The following is a 16,477-nucleotide window of genomic DNA, read 5'->3' as shown; positions in this document are numbered from 1 at the left end:
GACGCTCTGCGCCTTCGCTTCACGGGGTGCCGAAGGGGCGGCGGTCGCTGTTTGCTCCGGTTGGGGCATGGGTTGAGGGTTAGGTTCTATTTCGCGCTTGCCATCCGCTCAGCCACATATTCCCCAATCGCCAGACATGACGTCAGGCCCGGCGACTCGATGCCTGCCAGTACAGTGAAGCCTGCCATGCTGTGGCGCTCTTCGCCCCACACTTCGAAATCTGCGTTTGGTTCGCCGGGGCCGGACAGCTTTGGGCGGATGCCGCTGTAGTCAGGTTCCAATGCACCATCGGGAAGCGCAGGCCAGTAGCGACGTATGGCTTCGTAGAAAACATCGGCGCGGGCAGGATCGACCTCGTAGGCGAGATCATCAACCCATTCCACATCCGGTCCGAAACGTGCTTGTCCTGCAAGGTCTAGAGTTAGATGAACGCCGAGACCGCCGGGTTGTGGTACGGGATAGATGAGCCTTGAAAACGGTGCGCGGCCCGAAAGACGGTAGTAGTTTCCCTTGGCATAGCGCAGTTTCTTGCGCCAATCATCACGCCCTTCGAAAGAGCGATTGAAGACGGTGTCGCCATCCAAGCCCATGGAACAAACCACTTCCTTTGCCGTGATACGCGCTGGATCGTTGGGGCCGGTGTGAATGGCGAAACCGTCGTTCAACCGTTCGATGCGCTCCACCGCGCTGCGCGTCACCAGCATCGCGCCATGTTCTTCCGCTTCGCCTAGCAATACGGTCATCAGGCCATGGGAATCCATGATGCCGGTGGAGGGTGAAAGTAATGCGGTGTCGGCCTGAAGGTCGGGCTCCATATCTGCAATCTCATCAGGCACGACCCGCCGTAGATTGGTGACGCCGCAAGCGTTGGCATGGGCTGCGATTTCATCCAACCGAGCGTCTTCTTGCGGTCCATTTGCGACCACAAGCTTGCCGAGCTGCTTTGTCTCGACGCCATTGGCAGCGGCGAAATCGTAGAGCATATCGCGACCCCGCACACAGAGCTGCGCCTTTAGCGAACCCTGCGGGTAATAGATGCCCGCATGGATGACTTCCGAATTACGGGCTGAAGTTTCCTGTCCGTAATGGGCGTGCCGTTCTAACAGCATCACCTCTCGGCCCGACATGGCCAGCGACCGCGCTACGGCGAGGCCAACGGCACCGGCGCCGATGACGATGGTTTCGATGTCGTGCATGGCCGTCCTCTGCGCCGTTTTCTCAAAGACGGATTTGCGGCAAAGGTCGGCTGCAGGCAAGGTCGGAAGCGAAGACCTCGCTTTCGGCACGGCACAGCCTCGTGCTACCTGCCTGATATGCATGTGATGTTTGTCGTCAACGATCTGAGTTATTTTGCCATTCATCGCCACGCGTTGGCGGTGGCATGGCTGGACCGTGGTTGGCGTGTCACGCTGCTTTCCGGTGATGCACCCCATGGTGCGCCTGAGATCGACCCGCGGATAAAGTTACGAGAGCTGCCGTTTGCCCGCCACCGCGCCAGCCCGATGTGGGATTTAGCCTGTCTACGGATCATCCTTGATGCCGTTCGAACGGAACGCCCTGACATCGTTCACGCCTTCACGGTCAAAGCTGTTCTGTTGGTGGGTTTTGCCACGATGATCATGCGGCGAAAGCCTGCACTGGTGCTGACATTTGCCGGAATGGGCAAAATCTTCGAACCGTCCAGCGCTGTATGGGCCAAGGCGCGCAGGTCAATCGTCTCGACTCTGTTGCGGCGTATCGCAAAAGCCTGCTCACCGTGGACTACATTTGAAAACGAAGGCGATCGTCAGCATGCCATCACGCTGGGATTTGCCTGTGTTACACGGTCGCGCACCTTGCAAGGTGCTGGGATCGATCCCGACCTGTTCTATCCGCCAACTGAAACCTACGAAGGAAAGTTACGTGTTTTGATGGCCAGTCGGATGATCGCTACGAAAGGCGTCGATGTTTACATTGAGGCAGCGCAGCGGTTGGAGAGCAAAGCCACATTCACCCTTACCGGCCTGCGATATGAAGGCGATAGCGATGCCATGGAGATTAGCGTGATTGAGAGCGCTGCCCGGAGAGGAGACATTGACTGGCGCGGCGCCACGCCGATCAACGGGATGGGTGATCTGTTGCGGCAACACGATGTCGTTGTTCTTCCCACACGGTTGAGAGAAGGTTTCCCCCGTTCATTGCTGGAAGCAGCCGCATGCGGTTGTGCGTTGGTTGCCAGCGATCAACCGGTCATTGCTCAAATCGTGCGGCCCGGCAAAACAGGATGGCTGTTGAGCGAAGCTGATAGCGTTCATCTGGTCGAGGCGCTGGAAGATGCCATCACCGATCCGCGAGCAACCCGTGCCATGGGCGCTTCCGCTGCGGCCATGGTGTCTGAAATGGCGGTGGACACACCGTCCATCGTGCGCGACATGGCGGATGTCTATGAGCAGGCCACCACTTCGACGCTTAACAACAGCGCTTCCCATGGTTGATTGGTCTCGCGATTACTGGCCTCTGCGGATTGGTCGTGACACGGCCGCGATAATTTTGTTTGTCATTTTTCCGGCCATTCAAATCATGGCAACGCGCGGGGCTTCCGCTGCTGTCGGGGCGGCATTTGTTTGTATTGTTCTCATGCATATTGTGACGAAGGGCCGGTCGTCATGGCATGGTGAATGGCAGGCGATGGATGCCAGACCTGTCATTATCTCTTTAGGTATGGTGCTGATTTGGTGGACCATCTCGCTGCTATGGTCACCGGACCCCAGCTTTGCGCTTCGCGACGGTGCGGGGGTCATCTTGATGTTGCTGGCGATAGTTTTTCTGCCTTTGCAAATAGCGCGCACCACAATCGCTTCACCTTCGTTTATGGTTCTGTTTGGCATCGCCATTTGCGCGGCATTCATGATCTTGGAAATGTTGTCGTTCACACAACTTCATGACCACTTTGATGTGTCGGCAGAACTGTGGGATTTGAACCGCACGGGACTGTTTCTGACACTCATGTTGCCTGCTGTTGCGCTGGCTGCGCGTCACGGTACGTTTTGGGCCTTTGTCGCGGTGCTAGTGGCCGTGCTTTCTTTAGCTGCGATTTCGCTTAGCCAAGGCCAAGCTGCGCAACTGGCCTTGTTTGTTGGTGTCCTGGTCGCGCTGGTGGCGTTACTGTTGCCGATGACCGGACGAGTGGTCGCGGTCGTTTGTATCGTTATGACCATCGCTATGCCGTTTGCGGTCAAAGGGCTCGATAACGCTCGTGTAAGTAAGGCGCTTTCCAGCTTGCCGTCTGCCAATGCGGTTCATCGTATCGCTCTCTGGGTCGGTTACGAATCCATCATCCGCGAGAGGCCATTTATTGGCTGGGGCGCCGGTGCAGCGCGCTATGTCGGGATGACGGGCCGTGCCACAGAAGTTGCATCCCAACGGGGCTATCCGCGGGTGGCCACCAGCCCACACAGTGCGGCTTTGGAAATCTGGACCGAGCTTGGCCTGATAGGAGCTGTGCTGACTTCGGTTTTCCTATGGTGTCTGGGCGCCGCGATAGACCGCAACCGTGGTGAATTGCGGGTTGCGCTAACCTTTATATTTGCTGCCTCTGTTACCTACAGTTCGGTATCGAGCTCTCTGTTTCAGGGGTGGTGGCTCAGTTCGCTGGGTATGGCACTGGTGGCTTGCTTCATGCTCGAAGCCAGACGAAAAACGGTGCGATGATTGACGAATCCCGCCTTTACGATGTTCTGCCTCAGCTCTGCGCGGACGCTGGCCATGTGATTATGGATGTGCGCGAGACCTGTTTTCAGGTGGAGGCCAAGGGCGATGACTCTCCGGTCACGCTGGCCGATACGCGAGCGGAAGCGATTGTGCTCAACGGTCTGGCAACGGCCTTTCCCGATATTCCGGTGATTGCCGAAGAGGCTATGGCTGCGGGCCAACGCCCCGATACGTCAGACGGCATTTTCTTTCTGGTTGATCCGCTTGATGGCACGCGGGAATTCGTCGATGGGTTTGATGATTTCACGGTCAACATTGCCCTTATCCTCGATGGCGTTCCGATGGCTGGATGCGTGGCAGCTCCTGCCCATGGAATGCTTTGGTACGGTTCCGGTTCGCGTCTTTTGACGAGGGTGATCAATCGCCGCCAAGAGCATTCGACAACCGGTGAAGAGCAGATGGTCGTGCGGTCGAGTAAGCAAACCGAAACGCTGCGGGTCGCCGTCAGCCGCGCTCATGGTAATGCTACCACCGAAAACTGGATTTCACAGCTTGGTGCAGTGGAAAGAGCTGCTGTTGGCTCGTCGTTGAAATTCTGCTGGTTGGCGGAAGGGCGCTGCGATGTTTATCCGCGCTTCTCGCCCACGATGGAATGGGACACGGCAGCGGGTGACGCCATCCTGCGCGCTGCCGGAGGGCAGGTGTTGGGACCGGATGGAACCGCATTGATCTATAATGACCGCCAGCGAGAAACGCCCCGGCCATTCGAAAATCCGAATTTCGTGGCGATGGCCCCGGGTGTCACACTGTCTTTTGATGATGGACTGCAACTCGGCTAGCTGCTGCGTCATGGCATTCGCAACAGATGTTGTGAGGTTGCTCACGAAGGCTTAGGTGAAGTTTAAGCGCGGCGTATAAGCCGCAACCGGCAGGAAGCGCATATGTTCTCCACATCTTCTACCATTGGCATTATTGGCCTTGGATATGTCGGCATGCCGCTGGCCGCTGCGCTGGCGGGTAAAGGCCTGTCGGTCACCGGTTACGATATCGACACGCGGCGCATCGAACGCTTGCAGGGCGGTATCGATGACACGGGTGAATTGTCGGCGGAAGAAACGCGCCACGACACGCTGCGCCTGACCACCGATGCCGATGCGCTGCGCGGCCTCGACTTCATCATCGTCACGGTGCCAACGCCGATCAGCCACGCCAATCGCCCTGATCTGGAACCGTTGTTTTCTGCCTGCCGCACCATCGCGCCACGGCTTCATGCGGGGCAGGTGGTGATCTTTGAATCCACTGTTTACCCCAGCGCCACGGAAGCCGATTGCGTGCCGCTGTTGGAAGAAGGTTCAGGCCTCAAAGCCTATAGCGATTTCCGCATCGGTTATTCACCCGAACGCATTAACCCGGGCGATGCCACGGGCAACTTGCAGAACGTCGTGAAAGTGGTAGCCGCGCAGGACGAAGAAACGCTGGATGCGGTGCAGGCGCTCTATGACACCGTTGTCGAAGCTGGCACCCACCGCGCTGCCTCCATCGCGGTCGCGGAAGCGGCGAAGGTGCTTGAAAACACCCAGCGTGACGTCAACATCGCGCTGATGAACGAGATGGCCCTGCTTTGCGACAAGCTTGGAATCCGTTCTCACGACGTTATCGAAACAGCGGCGACCAAGTGGAATTTCAACCGCTACACCCCTGGCCTTGTCGGCGGTCATTGCATCGGGGTGGACCCCTATTATCTCACGTCGAAGGCGGAAGAGGTGGGCTACAAGCCGGAACTTATTCTGGCCGGTCGTGCGATCAACGACTCCATTCCCTACCATCTGACGCAGAAAATCGTGAAGCTGTTAGCCAAGGCCGACCAGCCGGTAAGAAAAGCCAGAGTTGGAATTCTAGGCCTGTCGTTCAAGGAAAACGTGCCGGATTTCCGAAACTCCAAGGCCATAGCGATCATCGACGAACTGAATGACTTTGCCATCGAGCCGCTTGCCCACGACCCCTTTATGGAAAGCCTGATGGCGCGCCCGCCAAAGGCGAAATTCTCCGCTGCCGATATGGCAGACATGCGCGATCTGAATTGCTGCGTTTGGGCCGTCACCCATGCCGCTTACAAAGATCTCGATGGCGACGCCATCAGCGCGATGATCGTAACTGGTGGTGTGTTCATCGATGTAAAATCGCAGATTGACCCAATGACCCTGCGGGCTGACATCACTTATTGGTCGCTCTAACCTATTCGTTCAACGCCACGGGCTAACCGCCGAAGAGCGTGATGAGCAAGATCAGCAGCAAGATGCCGAGAACCAGCAGCCCACCGAGCAATTTCGCGCCGGTGAGCGCAACGCCTGCGACACGGCTGTAGCCCAGCAGGCCCGCGATGGCCGCCACGACGAGAAGAATGAGAATGTATTTGACCATTTAGAATTCCCGCAAACTGCGTTCCAGACAGTCTGACAATGCGCTCATATGGACGGGGTTGCACGACGCTGATTTGCAGTTCGCTTCGCCTTGGGAATTGCCTGCTTTCAGGTCTGCCCGCGTATGAGGCGAAAGAAGCTTCCTAATATAAAGAAAACAAGCGCGACCGGCATGAGATAGCTCATCGCTTTGATAAGAAACATGGCGATAGCGCTGACATTCGTATAACCAGCTAAACTTGATGCCACGAGCAGAAAGCTCGACAGCATCATAACCGATATCGTCCATCTCAGCATAGCCTCACTCTCCTGTGGTCGATGTTCGTGAAATCCTGCCTCGACGGTACCAAACGCGGGTTACCGCAAGCTTGACATTTTGCTCTGTTCGCGGTGAAAGCGCCTCACACACGGACAGGTTCTGCCCGCAATCCGCCGACCGGCCCTCTCGATAGAGACTTGCCGGAGGTCACCACCCGCCAGCGCGATGCGCCCGTGGGTGCGATTTGCGTTTGGGAGCTTGTTCATTGACCGGCTCCGCCTTGGTGCCACTTAGATTAAGAGACCAACCGCGAAAGGCCGCTCAGGAAACACCATGTTCGATTCCCTACAAACCCGCCTTTCCGGTATTTTCGATGGCCTCACCCGTCGCGGTGCGCTGTCTGAAAAGGATGTGGCGTCCGCGCTTCGTGAAATCCGCCGCGCGCTGATCGAAGCCGATGTGGCGCTGGAAGTTGTCCGCGAGTTCACCGAGAAGGTGCGCGAGAAGGCCGTCGGTGCCTCCGTCGTCAAATCGGTCACGCCGGGCCAGATGGTCGTCAAGATCGTCCATGATGAATTGGTCGCCATGCTCGGCACCGAAGACGAGCGTATCGACCTGAATGCACCGTCGCCCGTCGGCATCATGATGGTGGGTCTTCAGGGTTCCGGTAAGACCACGACGTCCGGCAAGATTGCGCTGCGGTTGAAAACGCGGGACCGCAAGAAGGTCTTGATGGCCTCGCTCGACACACGCCGTCCGGCTGCCCAAGAGCAACTTCGCCAACTTGGTGTACAGACCGAAGTCGACACGTTGCCCATCGTCGAAGGGCAAGAACCCGTCGCCATCGCCAATCGCGCGATGCAGGCCGGTAAGCTGGGCGGCTACGATGTCGTCATTCTCGACACCGCCGGTCGCACCTCCATCGATGAGCCGTTGATGGCCGAGATGGCGGACATTCGTTCTGCCGCTAACCCGCATGAAATTTTGCTGGTGGCGGATTCGCTCACCGGTCAGGACGCGGTCAATCTCGCACAGAATTTCGACACCCGCGTCGGTATCACCGGCCTCGTGCTTACCCGTATCGACGGCGATGGCCGTGGCGGTGCTGCCCTTTCAATGCGCGCCGTCACCGGCAAGCCCATCAAGCTGTTGGGCACCGGCGAGAAAATGGACGCGCTGGAGGATTTCTATCCCAAGCGTATCGCCGACCGTATTCTCGGCATGGGCGATATCGTTTCGCTCGTCGAAAAAGCGTCCGAAACCATCGACGCCGAACAAGCCGCCGCCATGGCGAAGAAGATGCAAAAAGGCCTCTTCGACATGGACGACCTGTCCCAGCAGTTGGGTCAGATGTCGAAAATGGGCGGCATGGGTTCGATCATGAAAATGATGCCCGGCATCGGCAAGATGGCCAAGCAGATCGAGCAGGCCGGGATCGACGACAGCGTGTTCAAGCGTCAGCAGGCGATCATCTCGTCCATGACGCGCAAGGAACGCAAACTGCCCAAGCTGCTGAACGCCAGCCGCAAAAAGCGCATCGCCGCCGGTTCCGGTTCTTCCGTGCAGGAGGTCAACCAGCTGCTGAAAATGCACCGCCAGATGGCCGACATGATGAAGAAGATGTCCGGCAAGGGCGGCGCTGGCCTGATGGGCAAGATGGCGGGTGCCATGGGTATGCCCGGAATGGGGGCACCCGGAGCAGATATGAGCGACACCATGCGTGGTATGGGCGGCGGCGCACCCCAGATGGACCCGAAAGCGCTGGAAGATATGGCGCGCGGAATGGGCGGTCTCGGTGGTGGAATGGGCGGAATGCCCAAACTCCCCGGCCTCGGCGGCGGAAACCCGTTCGGGGGTAAGAAGAAGTGAGCGCTCTTGTTCCTATCATCGAAACCGAACGTCTCATCCTGCGCGATTGGACGGAAGATGATGTCGGTGCCGTTTCCGAAATCATGACGAACCGGCAGGCAGCAGGCTTCATCGGTGGCGTTGCGCCATCGTGGCAACCGTTTCGTGCGGTGTGCACATTCATTGGCCACTGGCAGTTGCGCGGATTCGGCTTTTTCGCGGTCGAGCGCAAGGAAGAGGGCGACTGCATCGGCTGGTGCGGCATGTGGCGACCTGATGGCTGGCCGGACAACGAGATCGGCTACAGCCTCGCCCCCCGCGTTTGGGGGCAAGGTTACGCACCGGAAGCCGTACAGGCGTCACTGCGGTTCGCATACCAATCTGTCGGTTGGAAAACCGCGATCAGCTTGATCGATAGCAAGAACACCGCGTCCCAAAGTGTGGCCCGCAAAATGCATGCGATTTTGGAAGCACGCGATGTGCAGGTGACCGATTTTACCGCTGACATCTGGCGTCATCAGCCTGCCGAAAAATTTCTGGAGCGCACGGCATGAACGTCACTATGTCCGGACAAGAACAGCTCGAAGCCTATCGCAAGTCGATCGATAATTTCGACACGGTGCTCATTCACACGCTGGCGGAGCGTTTTCGTGTGACCAAGGCTGTGGGCCATCTGAAGGCTGAAAACGATTTTCCACCGTCCGACCCTGACCGCGAAGCGCGGCAGATAGAGCGGCTGCGATCACTGGCAAAAGACGCGGATCTCGATCCCGACTTTGCCGAAAAATTTCTCGAATTCGTCATTCGCGAAGTCATTCAACACCACGAACAAGCCCGCGGATAACGCGGACATAATTTTCCCAAACGAAAGAAAATACTATGGCTACCAAAATTCGTCTCGCCCGTGGCGGCTCCAAAAAGCGCCCGTTCTACCGTATCGTTGCTGCCGACACGCGCTCCCCACGCGATGGCCGTTTCATCGAAAAATTGGGCACCTATAACCCGCTGCTCGCCAAAGATTCGCCAGAGCGCGTGACCATGGATGCCGAGCGCATTCAGCATTGGCTCGACCACGGCGCATTACCGACCGACCGTGTTGCCCGTTTCCTTGATGCTGCCGGTATCAAAAAGCGCGATGCCCGCAACAACCCCAACAAAGCAAAGCCCGGCAAGAAAGCCGAAGAGCGCGTGGCCGAGAAGAAGCAGAAGGAAGAGGATGCCATCGAGGCCGCCAAGGCCGCTGCTGAAGAAGCAAAAGAAGCCGCAGCCGCTGCTGCAGCTGCTGCAACCGAGGCCGTTACCGACGCTGCTGAAACCGTAGCTGATGCTGCCAGCGACGCCGTTGAAGCTGTTGCCGATGCCGTGTCCAGCGACGATAAGCCTGCTGAATAGGCGCGTTTCGCTTTTTGCGTGACTAACGAACGGGGTGGCGAAAGCTGCCCCGTTTTGCTTTTGAATGACCGGTAACTTCAAAAAGGCCCACCGCATATGACCGATCCGTCTTCCCTTATTCTCCTTGCCCAGATCGGGCGGCCGCAGGGCATCAAGGGGGAACTGCGCGTGAAGGCGTTTACGGATAATCCCGAAGCGCTGGACGACTATGGCGCGCTGCGGACCGCCGATGGGAGACGCTTCAAGGTGAAGCGGATGCGGCCGGGCAAGGGCGTGTTGATCGTGAAGTTCGAAGGCGTGAACACGCGCGAAGAGGCGGAGGCAGAGAACGGTACCGAACTGTTCATCGAACGCCACCGCCTGCCACCTGTGGAAGATGAAGACGAATTTTATGTCACCGATCTGATCGGCATGGTGGTGGTTGATGGTGAGGGCTTGCAGATTGGTACGGTAAAGGATGCTCCGGACTTTGGCGCGGGTAGCGTGCTGGAAATTACAGGCGGGGCCGGGTCCGTCATGGTGGATTTCACCCATGCCAACGTTCCGGACGTCGACCTTGCTGCCGGACGTGTGACCGTCATCATGCCGGCCGAGTTGGTCACCGATGAAAATGATGGTGAAGAGGATGAAATCGGGGAAGGGAGCTGAATGCCGCGTCTTTTCACCGGCATCGAGGTTCCGCCACTCGCTCGCCAGCATATCGCGTTGCTGCAATCCGGCCTGAAGGGTGCGCGTTGGATCGAGCCGTCCGATCTGCACATCACGTTGCGGTTCATCGGTGATGTGTCCGATGCAGATGCCGACCGGATCGTCGAAGCGTTGGATGATCGTGTCCGTTTGAAAAGCTGGGCGAAACCCACCATCGTGCCGGGTGAGCTTTCCGCCTTCGGCGGGGAAAAACCGCGCTCCGTTCATGTGTCTGTGAAAGCTGATGTGGGGCTGGTTGCCCTGCAGCGCAGCCACGAGGTGGTGATGCAGCGGGTGGGGTTGAAGGCTGAGGGGCGGCAATTCGTGCCGCACATCACGCTTGGCCGTTTTTCCGGTGACGTTCAGCCGCCACAGGTTGTAGCATATCTGTCACGTGCAGGCGGCACCGTGATCCAGCCTTGGGAGCCTGCGCGCTTCGTGCTCTATTCCGCGGGCGACTCCACAGGCGGCGGACCATATGTGCCCGAAGAAGTGTGGCCGCTGGGTTGAAGTAACCGGAGAACGGACACCATGGCACGACCGGATGACAGTCTTGATGAAGCTGCCGTGGCAGAAGTTCTAAGCTCGTTGAGCGGCTGGACGCTTGCTGATGATGGCCGTGCAATTCATCGTAGCTTTCGCTTCGACAGTTTTGCCAGCGCCTTCGCCTTCATGGCCGCTTGCGCCATCGAGGCTGAGAAGCTGGACCATCATCCCGATTGGTCCAACAACTACCGCACCGTTGATGTGACGTTGACCAGCCACGATATCAAAGGCCTGTCGCAGCGCGATTTTGCCTTGGCCGCGCGGATGGATTTCCACGCTGCCAGAGGGAAAGACGTCTAAATTATACCCAATTACACCCAAGGGCGGTTGGCTTCGAGCTTGCTTTCGTAGGTCACGATGTTGTCGGCCTTTTCCAGGGTCAGGCCGATATCGTCGAGACCGTTCAACATGCAGTGCTTCTTGTGGGCGTCGATGTCGAAGGTGATCGTGCCGCCATCCGGGCCGGTGATGGATTGGGTTTCCAGATCCACGGTCAGCACAGCGTTTGCGCCACGCGAGGCGTCGTCCATCAGTTTTTCAAGATCGTCTTCGGAGACGACCACCGGCAAAACGCCATTTTTGAAACAGTTGTTGTAGAAAATGTCTGCAAACGACGTCGAGATGATGCAGCGGATGCCACGGTCCAGCAGCGCCCACGGCGCATGTTCGCGTGATGATCCGCAGCCGAAATTATCGCCGGCCACCAGAATTTGCGCCTCGCGGTAAGCGGGCTTGTTCAGCACAAATTCGGGCTTCTCCGAACCATCTTCGTTCAACCGCATTTCGGCGAACAGGCCTTCTGCCAAACCGGTGCGTTTGATTGTTTTCAGATAGTCTTTGGGGATGATCATATCGGTGTCGATATTGATGATCGGCAACGGTGCTGCAACGCCGGTGAGTGTGTCGAATTTTTCCATGAAATGCGCCTCTTACATTTGGTGCACGGCAACCATGGCCACGCGGTTGCCGCCTTGTTACAGCAGGCAATCCAAACGGCCAAGCCAAACGTCAACGCGGGACGATGCCATGAAACTCTACAGATTGCTTACCGGCGGTGATGATTCCGCTTTTTGCCACAAGGTGTCGCTGGCGATTGCCAAGGGTTGGACGCTGCACGGTTCACCGACCATGACGTTCGACACCACCACCGGCAAAACCGTTTGTGCGCAGGCTGTGGTGAAAAAGGTGAAGGGTAAGGACTATTCGCCGGACATGAAGCTGGGCGAGCAGTAGTGCGCTAATTCGCACAGAGATACCTTGTAGCTGGATGATTTATCCGGCGCGGGCTACTGGCGGACGCTGAAATTCTGATGGCCGGACAATGTTTTCCGTTTGTCGTTGTGCACGAGAATAGTCTTGCGGAGCGACGCAGACGCAGTTGCGGCCATTTTCTTTGGCGCGGTAAAGCTGCTTGTCGGCCCGGTCGAACAGTTCTGGAAAGCTCTCCGAGAAATGTGCGTGGGCTACACCGAAGCTTGCTGTGACCGCGATTTTCCGGCCTTCGATATCCATAGCGTGGCTTGAAACCACATCCCGCAGGGCTTCTGCGACCGCTGCTGCGTCTTGCTCATTACAATCGCGTAGAAGCAGCGCAAATTCTTCGCCGCCCACACGTCCTGCCAGATCCGATGTGCGAACTGTGTTGCCCAAAATTCGGCCAATCCAGGCGATAACAACATCTCCTGCTGCATGACCGAGTGTGTCGTTGATGGCTTTGAAGTTGTCGATGTCGCAAACTACGAGGCTGTGGCCGCGTCCCTCAGCCGATCTGCCTGGGGATATAAGCAGGTTCGCCTGAATCTCGAAGGTGTGTTTGTTCAACAGTGTGGTCATCGAATCTATTTGTGTCCGTCGCTGTAGGCGCGCTGTCATGTCGATGCCCAACATGACGTAAAGAGCAACAGCTGAACCGATGGCACAGAAGGTGGTGACAATGCGGAACGACGATGCCATCCACGAGGTTACGTAGCCGCTGTCGGTAAGGTTTTGATCGATTGTGCCGGACGCCAGCAATCCGATACGGACGAAGAAGGTTGCGACGAAGAAAACCAGCACCACGCCTGCGACTTTATCCACCAACGGAATTTTCGGGCGCTTTTCGTTAGGGCGCAGTAGTGCCGAAATTGGTAACATGAAGATGAGGGCGTTGAACAGGTTCATTGCTATCGTGCGCGTTGCCGTATCAGGCATTACGTGGCGGAACATAATCATGGAGATGACGATGCCTGCACCCAGCGCAGTTATTGTCTTGATCGGAACCGGACGTTTCAGACGTACGAAATGACCGATCACAAACATGCTGGAAGCAAGAAAGTAAAACATATTGGCCGTCCACGAGGACAGGTGAGTCATGTTCACAATGAATGAGAAGTCGAGCAGGAAAGCGATCGAGCCGAACATGTAGGACAGGGCCCAGAACTTGGCCGAGCGCAGCTCACGGGAATAGAGATAGATGCTGCAGAAACCTGCCGCCATGATGGCATAGGTCATTGGCTGCAAAAGCTGCAGCAGCGTTTGCTCCGACATATTCGCCCTCGTTTCGCTCTGTATCGCGGGCGCGATACCCCTGCAGACATACAGGTTTCAAGTGATGCAAGCGTTAACGTGGGATTTGTGACATTGATAAAATGATCCTGCCATTTGCTGGATTGCTTTGAACGGAAACAAAATGGCGATGGAGCAACTCCACCGCCATTCAAATTTCCACTGGCAAGTTATCGCCTACTCACACCCGCAAACTTAATGTCGCAGAGATATCTTAAAGGTCGCGCACGTCCACGAAGTGACCGGCAACACCGGCTGCTGCCGCCATGGCTGGCGAGACGAGGTGAGTGCGGCCTTTGAAGCCTTGGCGGCCTTCGAAGTTGCGGTTGGATGTGGAGGCGCAGCGCTCTTCCGGCTTCAACCGGTCGTCGTTCATGGCCAGACACATGGAGCAGCCCGGCTCGCGCCACTCGGCACCGGCTGCAAGGAAGATCGTGTGCAACCCTTCCGCTTCCGCCTGTTCCTTCACGAGGCCGGAACCGGGAACGATCATGGCGGAGACGGTGTCTGCGATCTTTTTGCCGTCGAGGATTTTGGCGACTTCGCGCAAATCTTCGATACGACCGTTGGTGCAGGAGCCGATCCACACGCGGTCCAGCGTGATGTCGGTGATCTTGGTGCCGGGGGTGAGGCCCATATAGTCGAGCGCACGCTGTTTGGAGGCGCGCTTGTTTTCGTCTTCGATGAGGGCGGGGTCAGGCACTTCGCCGGTCACGGCCACCACGTCTTCCGGCGACGAACCCCAAGACACGATGGGTGTCAGATCGCGGGCGTCCAGCGTGACGACTTTGTCGAAATGGGCGTCGTCTTCGGTGAACAGCGTTTTCCAATAATCCAGCGCCATGTCCCACGCCTTGCCGGTGGGGGCCTTGGGTTTGCCTTCGATGTAGTCGAAAGTTTTCTGGTCCGGCGCGATAAGGCCAGCGCGCGCGCCGCCTTCGATGGTCATGTTGCAGACGGTCATTCGGCCTTCCATCGACAAGGCTTCGATGGCCGTGCCGCAGAATTCTATGACGTAGCCGGTGCCGCCAGCGGTGCCGATTTCACCGATGATGGCGAGGATGATGTCTTTTGCTGTCACGCCGTCGGGGAGCTTGCCGCCCTCGCCGCCGGTGACTTCGACCTTCATATTCTTGGCTTTTTTCTGGATCAGCGTTTGCGTGGCGAGAACGTGCTCGACCTCCGACGTGCCTATACCGTGGGCCAGCGCGCCGAATGCGCCGTGGGTCGAGGTGTGGCTGTCGCCGCAAACAATCGTCATGCCGGGCAGGGTAAAGCCCTGCTCAGGGCCGATGATGTGGACGATGCCCTGGCGCTTGTCGGTCTCGGAATAATATTCGACACCGAATTCCGCTGCGTTCTTGGCCAGCGCTTCCACCTGAATGCGGGACTCTTCGTTGGCGATGCCCTGCGAGCGGTCGGTCGTGGGCACGTTGTGGTCCACCACGGCCAGCGTCTTGCCCGGTGCGTGCACCTTGCGGTTGGTCATTCGCAGGCCTTCGAAGGCCTGGGGCGACGTCACTTCGTGGACCAGATGACGGTCGATATAGAGCAGCGCCGTGCCGTCCTCGGCTTCATGAACCAGATGATCGTCCCAGATCTTGTCGTAGAGTGTGCGTGCCATGGTTCGGCCCCCGTTGAATCGCTATCTTACGCATTACGATGCGCGTTGTTGGTGATATGCGACCGCGCGGGCGAACCGTCAAGAATTGAGAAGGGTAAGCGGCTGTGCTTTGGCAAATTTTGATCTCGATGTTCTGCGCGATATTGGGCACTTGCGGCGCTGGCGAGGGCTGTCGGGCGGTCGAACACGGCGGGGAACGCTTCACCGTGTGCAGCTACGACACCGCAAAAACCCGTCTCGCCGTTCATCTGGAAGACGGTGCTGGCCAGCCCTACGGCATCTTGCGGCGGTTAGAGGAGAGCCTTCCAGTACCGCCGTTGATGGTGATGAACGGCGGCATGTATCACAGTGACCTCGGTGCAGTCGGGCTGCATGTGGAACAGGGGCGCGAGACCAAAGCCATTTCCACCAAGGGCGGTTGGGGTAATTTCCATTTGCTGCCCAACGGTGTGTTCTGGCTGGACGGCGATACGGTGGGGGTGAGCGAAACCAAGGCTTTCGTGAAAGCGAAGCGAAAGGTCGACTTCGCTACCCAGTCCGGGCCGATGTTGGTGATCGACGGCAAATTGCACCCGCGCTTTCTGAAGAATTCTGACAGCCGTAAAATTAGGAACGGCGTTGGGGTTTCAGCCGATGGCGCGGTGGTGCATTTCGCGATCTCGCGGGGAGCAGTGACGTTCTGGCAGTTCGGCCAGTTGTTCCGTGAAAACCTGAAAACGCCGAACGCGCTGTTTCTCGATGGTTCGGTTTCTGGCGTCCGCGCGCCGGGCGTTCGTCAGGAAAGCTGGCGGTCGCTTGGGCCGATGATCAGCGTGATGCCGAGGTAAATTTGTTTGCGCTCGCTATTTGTCCGCTCACGCTGTCGGGCTTCGCCCTTCGCTGCGCGGGCGCGGCGCAGCTATGGCCGGGCGGCTCTTCGCCGCCTTATGATTGCTCGGCGATCTGTGACTAGGTCTTCAACAAAGTCGTCATGCGTTGCACGGCCAACTCGTACCCTTGCACCCCGAAGCCTGCGATCACGCCTTCTGCGCGACCGGACACGTAGGAGTGATGGCGGAAGGTTTCGCGTTTGTGGATGTTGGAAATGTGAACCTCCAGCACCGGCCCATCGAATGCCATCAGCGCATCCAGCACTGCGATGGATGTGTGGCTGAACGCGCCCGGGTTGATGATAATGCCCGCTGCATCATTACGGGCAGCGTGGATCATTTCCACCAATTCGCCTTCGTGGTTGGTTTGGAACAGTTCGGTTTCCAGACCGTGTTTTGATGCAAGGTCCGAGCAGTTGCGTGCAACATCGTCCAGCGTGTCATGACCGTAAATTTCTGGCTGGCGCAGGCCCAGCAGGTTGAGGTTTGGGCCGTTGAGAATGACGATGCGAGAAGACATGGCGGATGACCTGTTGAGCGGTGTCTAAGTTTCGATAGTCGGGTTTGTGCCGCGACACCTTGCATAGCGCAAGCCGAC

At 57.7% G+C, this 16,477-nt stretch carries 20 protein-coding genes; 13 read left to right on the top strand and 7 right to left on the bottom strand.

Annotated elements, in window-relative coordinates; all coding sequences use genetic code 11:
• Positions 1–86: 86 nt before the first annotated feature.
• Positions 87–1,196: an NAD(P)/FAD-dependent oxidoreductase gene (locus tag R2A130_RS06785; RefSeq protein WP_009464267.1), complete on the bottom strand. Its 1,110-nt coding sequence runs from the start codon at positions 1,194–1,196 to the stop codon at positions 87–89.
• Positions 1,197–1,322: 126 nt separating this feature from the next.
• Here R2A130_RS06785 and R2A130_RS06780 point away from each other — a divergent pair, with 126 nt between their 5' ends.
• The 4 genes from R2A130_RS06780 (at position 1,323) to R2A130_RS06765 (ending at position 5,924) form a co-directional block, all read left to right on the top strand.
• A complete protein-coding gene (locus R2A130_RS06780; RefSeq protein ID WP_198008657.1) occupies positions 1,323–2,474 on the top strand; it encodes a glycosyltransferase in 1,152 nt (383 codons plus the stop codon).
• Positions 2,475–2,529: 55 nt separating this feature from the next.
• Positions 2,530–3,690 carry an O-antigen ligase gene (locus R2A130_RS06775; RefSeq protein ID WP_198008656.1) on the top strand — a complete coding sequence of 387 codons (1,161 nt, stop codon included), beginning with the start codon at positions 2,530–2,532 and terminating at the stop codon, positions 3,688–3,690.
• Positions 3,687–4,529 (top strand): 3'(2'),5'-bisphosphate nucleotidase CysQ, encoded by an 843-nt coding sequence (cysQ, locus tag R2A130_RS06770; protein WP_009464264.1) that lies wholly within the window; start codon positions 3,687–3,689, stop codon positions 4,527–4,529. Before R2A130_RS06775 ends, cysQ begins: the two co-directional genes overlap by 4 nt.
• Positions 4,530–4,631: 102 nt before the next feature.
• On the top strand, positions 4,632–5,924 hold the full coding sequence (locus R2A130_RS06765) for a nucleotide sugar dehydrogenase (RefSeq protein ID WP_009464263.1): 1,293 nt from the start codon (positions 4,632–4,634) through the stop codon (positions 5,922–5,924).
• A 22-nt stretch (positions 5,925–5,946) separates the two neighbouring features.
• Here the strand turns inward: R2A130_RS06765 and R2A130_RS18020 are convergent, their stop codons facing one another.
• Positions 5,947–6,111, bottom strand: a complete 165-nt coding sequence (locus R2A130_RS18020; RefSeq protein ID WP_009464262.1) for a DUF1328 family protein — start codon at positions 6,109–6,111, stop codon at positions 5,947–5,949.
• Entirely contained in the window at positions 6,112–6,399 is a 288-nt protein-coding gene (locus R2A130_RS18410; RefSeq protein ID WP_156798429.1) for a hypothetical protein, read from the bottom strand.
• 303 nt (positions 6,400–6,702) lie between these two features.
• Between R2A130_RS18410 and ffh the strand changes: the two genes are divergently transcribed.
• The 7 genes from ffh (at position 6,703) to R2A130_RS06720 (ending at position 11,142) form a co-directional block, all read left to right on the top strand.
• On the top strand, positions 6,703–8,238 hold the full coding sequence (gene ffh, locus R2A130_RS06750; RefSeq protein WP_009464259.1) for a signal recognition particle protein: 1,536 nt from the start codon (positions 6,703–6,705) through the stop codon (positions 8,236–8,238).
• Positions 8,235–8,771: a GNAT family N-acetyltransferase gene (locus tag R2A130_RS06745; RefSeq protein WP_009464258.1), complete on the top strand. Its 537-nt coding sequence runs from the start codon at positions 8,235–8,237 to the stop codon at positions 8,769–8,771. Before ffh ends, R2A130_RS06745 begins: the two co-directional genes overlap by 4 nt.
• Entirely contained in the window at positions 8,768–9,061 is a 294-nt protein-coding gene (locus R2A130_RS06740; protein WP_009464257.1) for a chorismate mutase, read from the top strand. Before R2A130_RS06745 ends, R2A130_RS06740 begins: the two co-directional genes overlap by 4 nt.
• A gap of 35 nt (positions 9,062–9,096) precedes the next feature.
• Positions 9,097–9,609, top strand: coding sequence for a 30S ribosomal protein S16 (rpsP, locus tag R2A130_RS06735; RefSeq protein WP_009464256.1), 513 nt, complete (start codon positions 9,097–9,099; stop codon positions 9,607–9,609).
• Positions 9,610–9,705: 96 nt separating this feature from the next.
• The gene (gene rimM, locus R2A130_RS06730) at positions 9,706–10,257 is read left to right on the top strand and encodes a ribosome maturation factor RimM (RefSeq protein WP_009464255.1); all 552 of its coding nucleotides are present in this window, start codon (positions 9,706–9,708) and stop codon (positions 10,255–10,257) included.
• Positions 10,258–10,806, top strand: a complete 549-nt coding sequence (thpR, locus tag R2A130_RS06725) for an RNA 2',3'-cyclic phosphodiesterase (protein WP_009464254.1) — start codon at positions 10,258–10,260, stop codon at positions 10,804–10,806.
• 21 nt (positions 10,807–10,827) lie between these two features.
• Complete coding sequence (locus R2A130_RS06720) at positions 10,828–11,142, top strand: 4a-hydroxytetrahydrobiopterin dehydratase (RefSeq protein WP_009464253.1); 315 nt, start codon at positions 10,828–10,830, stop codon at positions 11,140–11,142.
• Positions 11,143–11,153: 11 nt separating this feature from the next.
• Here the strand turns inward: R2A130_RS06720 and leuD are convergent, their stop codons facing one another.
• Positions 11,154–11,759: a 3-isopropylmalate dehydratase small subunit gene (gene leuD / locus R2A130_RS06715; RefSeq protein ID WP_009464252.1), complete on the bottom strand. Its 606-nt coding sequence runs from the start codon at positions 11,757–11,759 to the stop codon at positions 11,154–11,156.
• A gap of 109 nt (positions 11,760–11,868) precedes the next feature.
• Between leuD and R2A130_RS06710 the strand changes: the two genes are divergently transcribed.
• Positions 11,869–12,075: a DUF1737 domain-containing protein gene (locus tag R2A130_RS06710; protein ID WP_009464251.1), complete on the top strand. Its 207-nt coding sequence runs from the start codon at positions 11,869–11,871 to the stop codon at positions 12,073–12,075.
• A gap of 39 nt (positions 12,076–12,114) precedes the next feature.
• Here R2A130_RS06710 and R2A130_RS17515 read toward each other — a convergent pair whose 3' ends face one another.
• Positions 12,115–13,368 (bottom strand): GGDEF domain-containing protein, encoded by a 1,254-nt coding sequence (locus R2A130_RS17515; RefSeq protein WP_009464250.1) that lies wholly within the window; start codon positions 13,366–13,368, stop codon positions 12,115–12,117.
• A 232-nt stretch (positions 13,369–13,600) separates the two neighbouring features.
• On the bottom strand, positions 13,601–15,010 hold the full coding sequence (leuC, locus tag R2A130_RS06700; RefSeq protein WP_009464249.1) for a 3-isopropylmalate dehydratase large subunit: 1,410 nt from the start codon (positions 15,008–15,010) through the stop codon (positions 13,601–13,603).
• A gap of 104 nt (positions 15,011–15,114) precedes the next feature.
• Between leuC and R2A130_RS06695 the strand changes: the two genes are divergently transcribed.
• Positions 15,115–15,837 (top strand): phosphodiester glycosidase family protein, encoded by a 723-nt coding sequence (locus R2A130_RS06695; RefSeq protein WP_009464248.1) that lies wholly within the window; start codon positions 15,115–15,117, stop codon positions 15,835–15,837.
• 121 nt (positions 15,838–15,958) lie between these two features.
• On the opposite strand, the gene aroQ is transcribed toward R2A130_RS06695, so the two are convergent.
• Positions 15,959–16,399 carry a type II 3-dehydroquinate dehydratase gene (gene aroQ / locus R2A130_RS06690; RefSeq protein ID WP_009464246.1) on the bottom strand — a complete coding sequence of 147 codons (441 nt, stop codon included), beginning with the start codon at positions 16,397–16,399 and terminating at the stop codon, positions 15,959–15,961.
• Positions 16,400–16,477 lie beyond the last annotated feature (78 nt).

The sequence above is a fragment of the Ahrensia sp. R2A130 genome (genome assembly GCF_000179775.1).
GTDB lineage: Bacteria > Pseudomonadota > Alphaproteobacteria > Rhizobiales > Rhizobiaceae > Pseudahrensia.
Note: the sequence above shows the minus strand (reverse complement) of the source record. Positions and strands in the feature narration are given on the sequence as shown.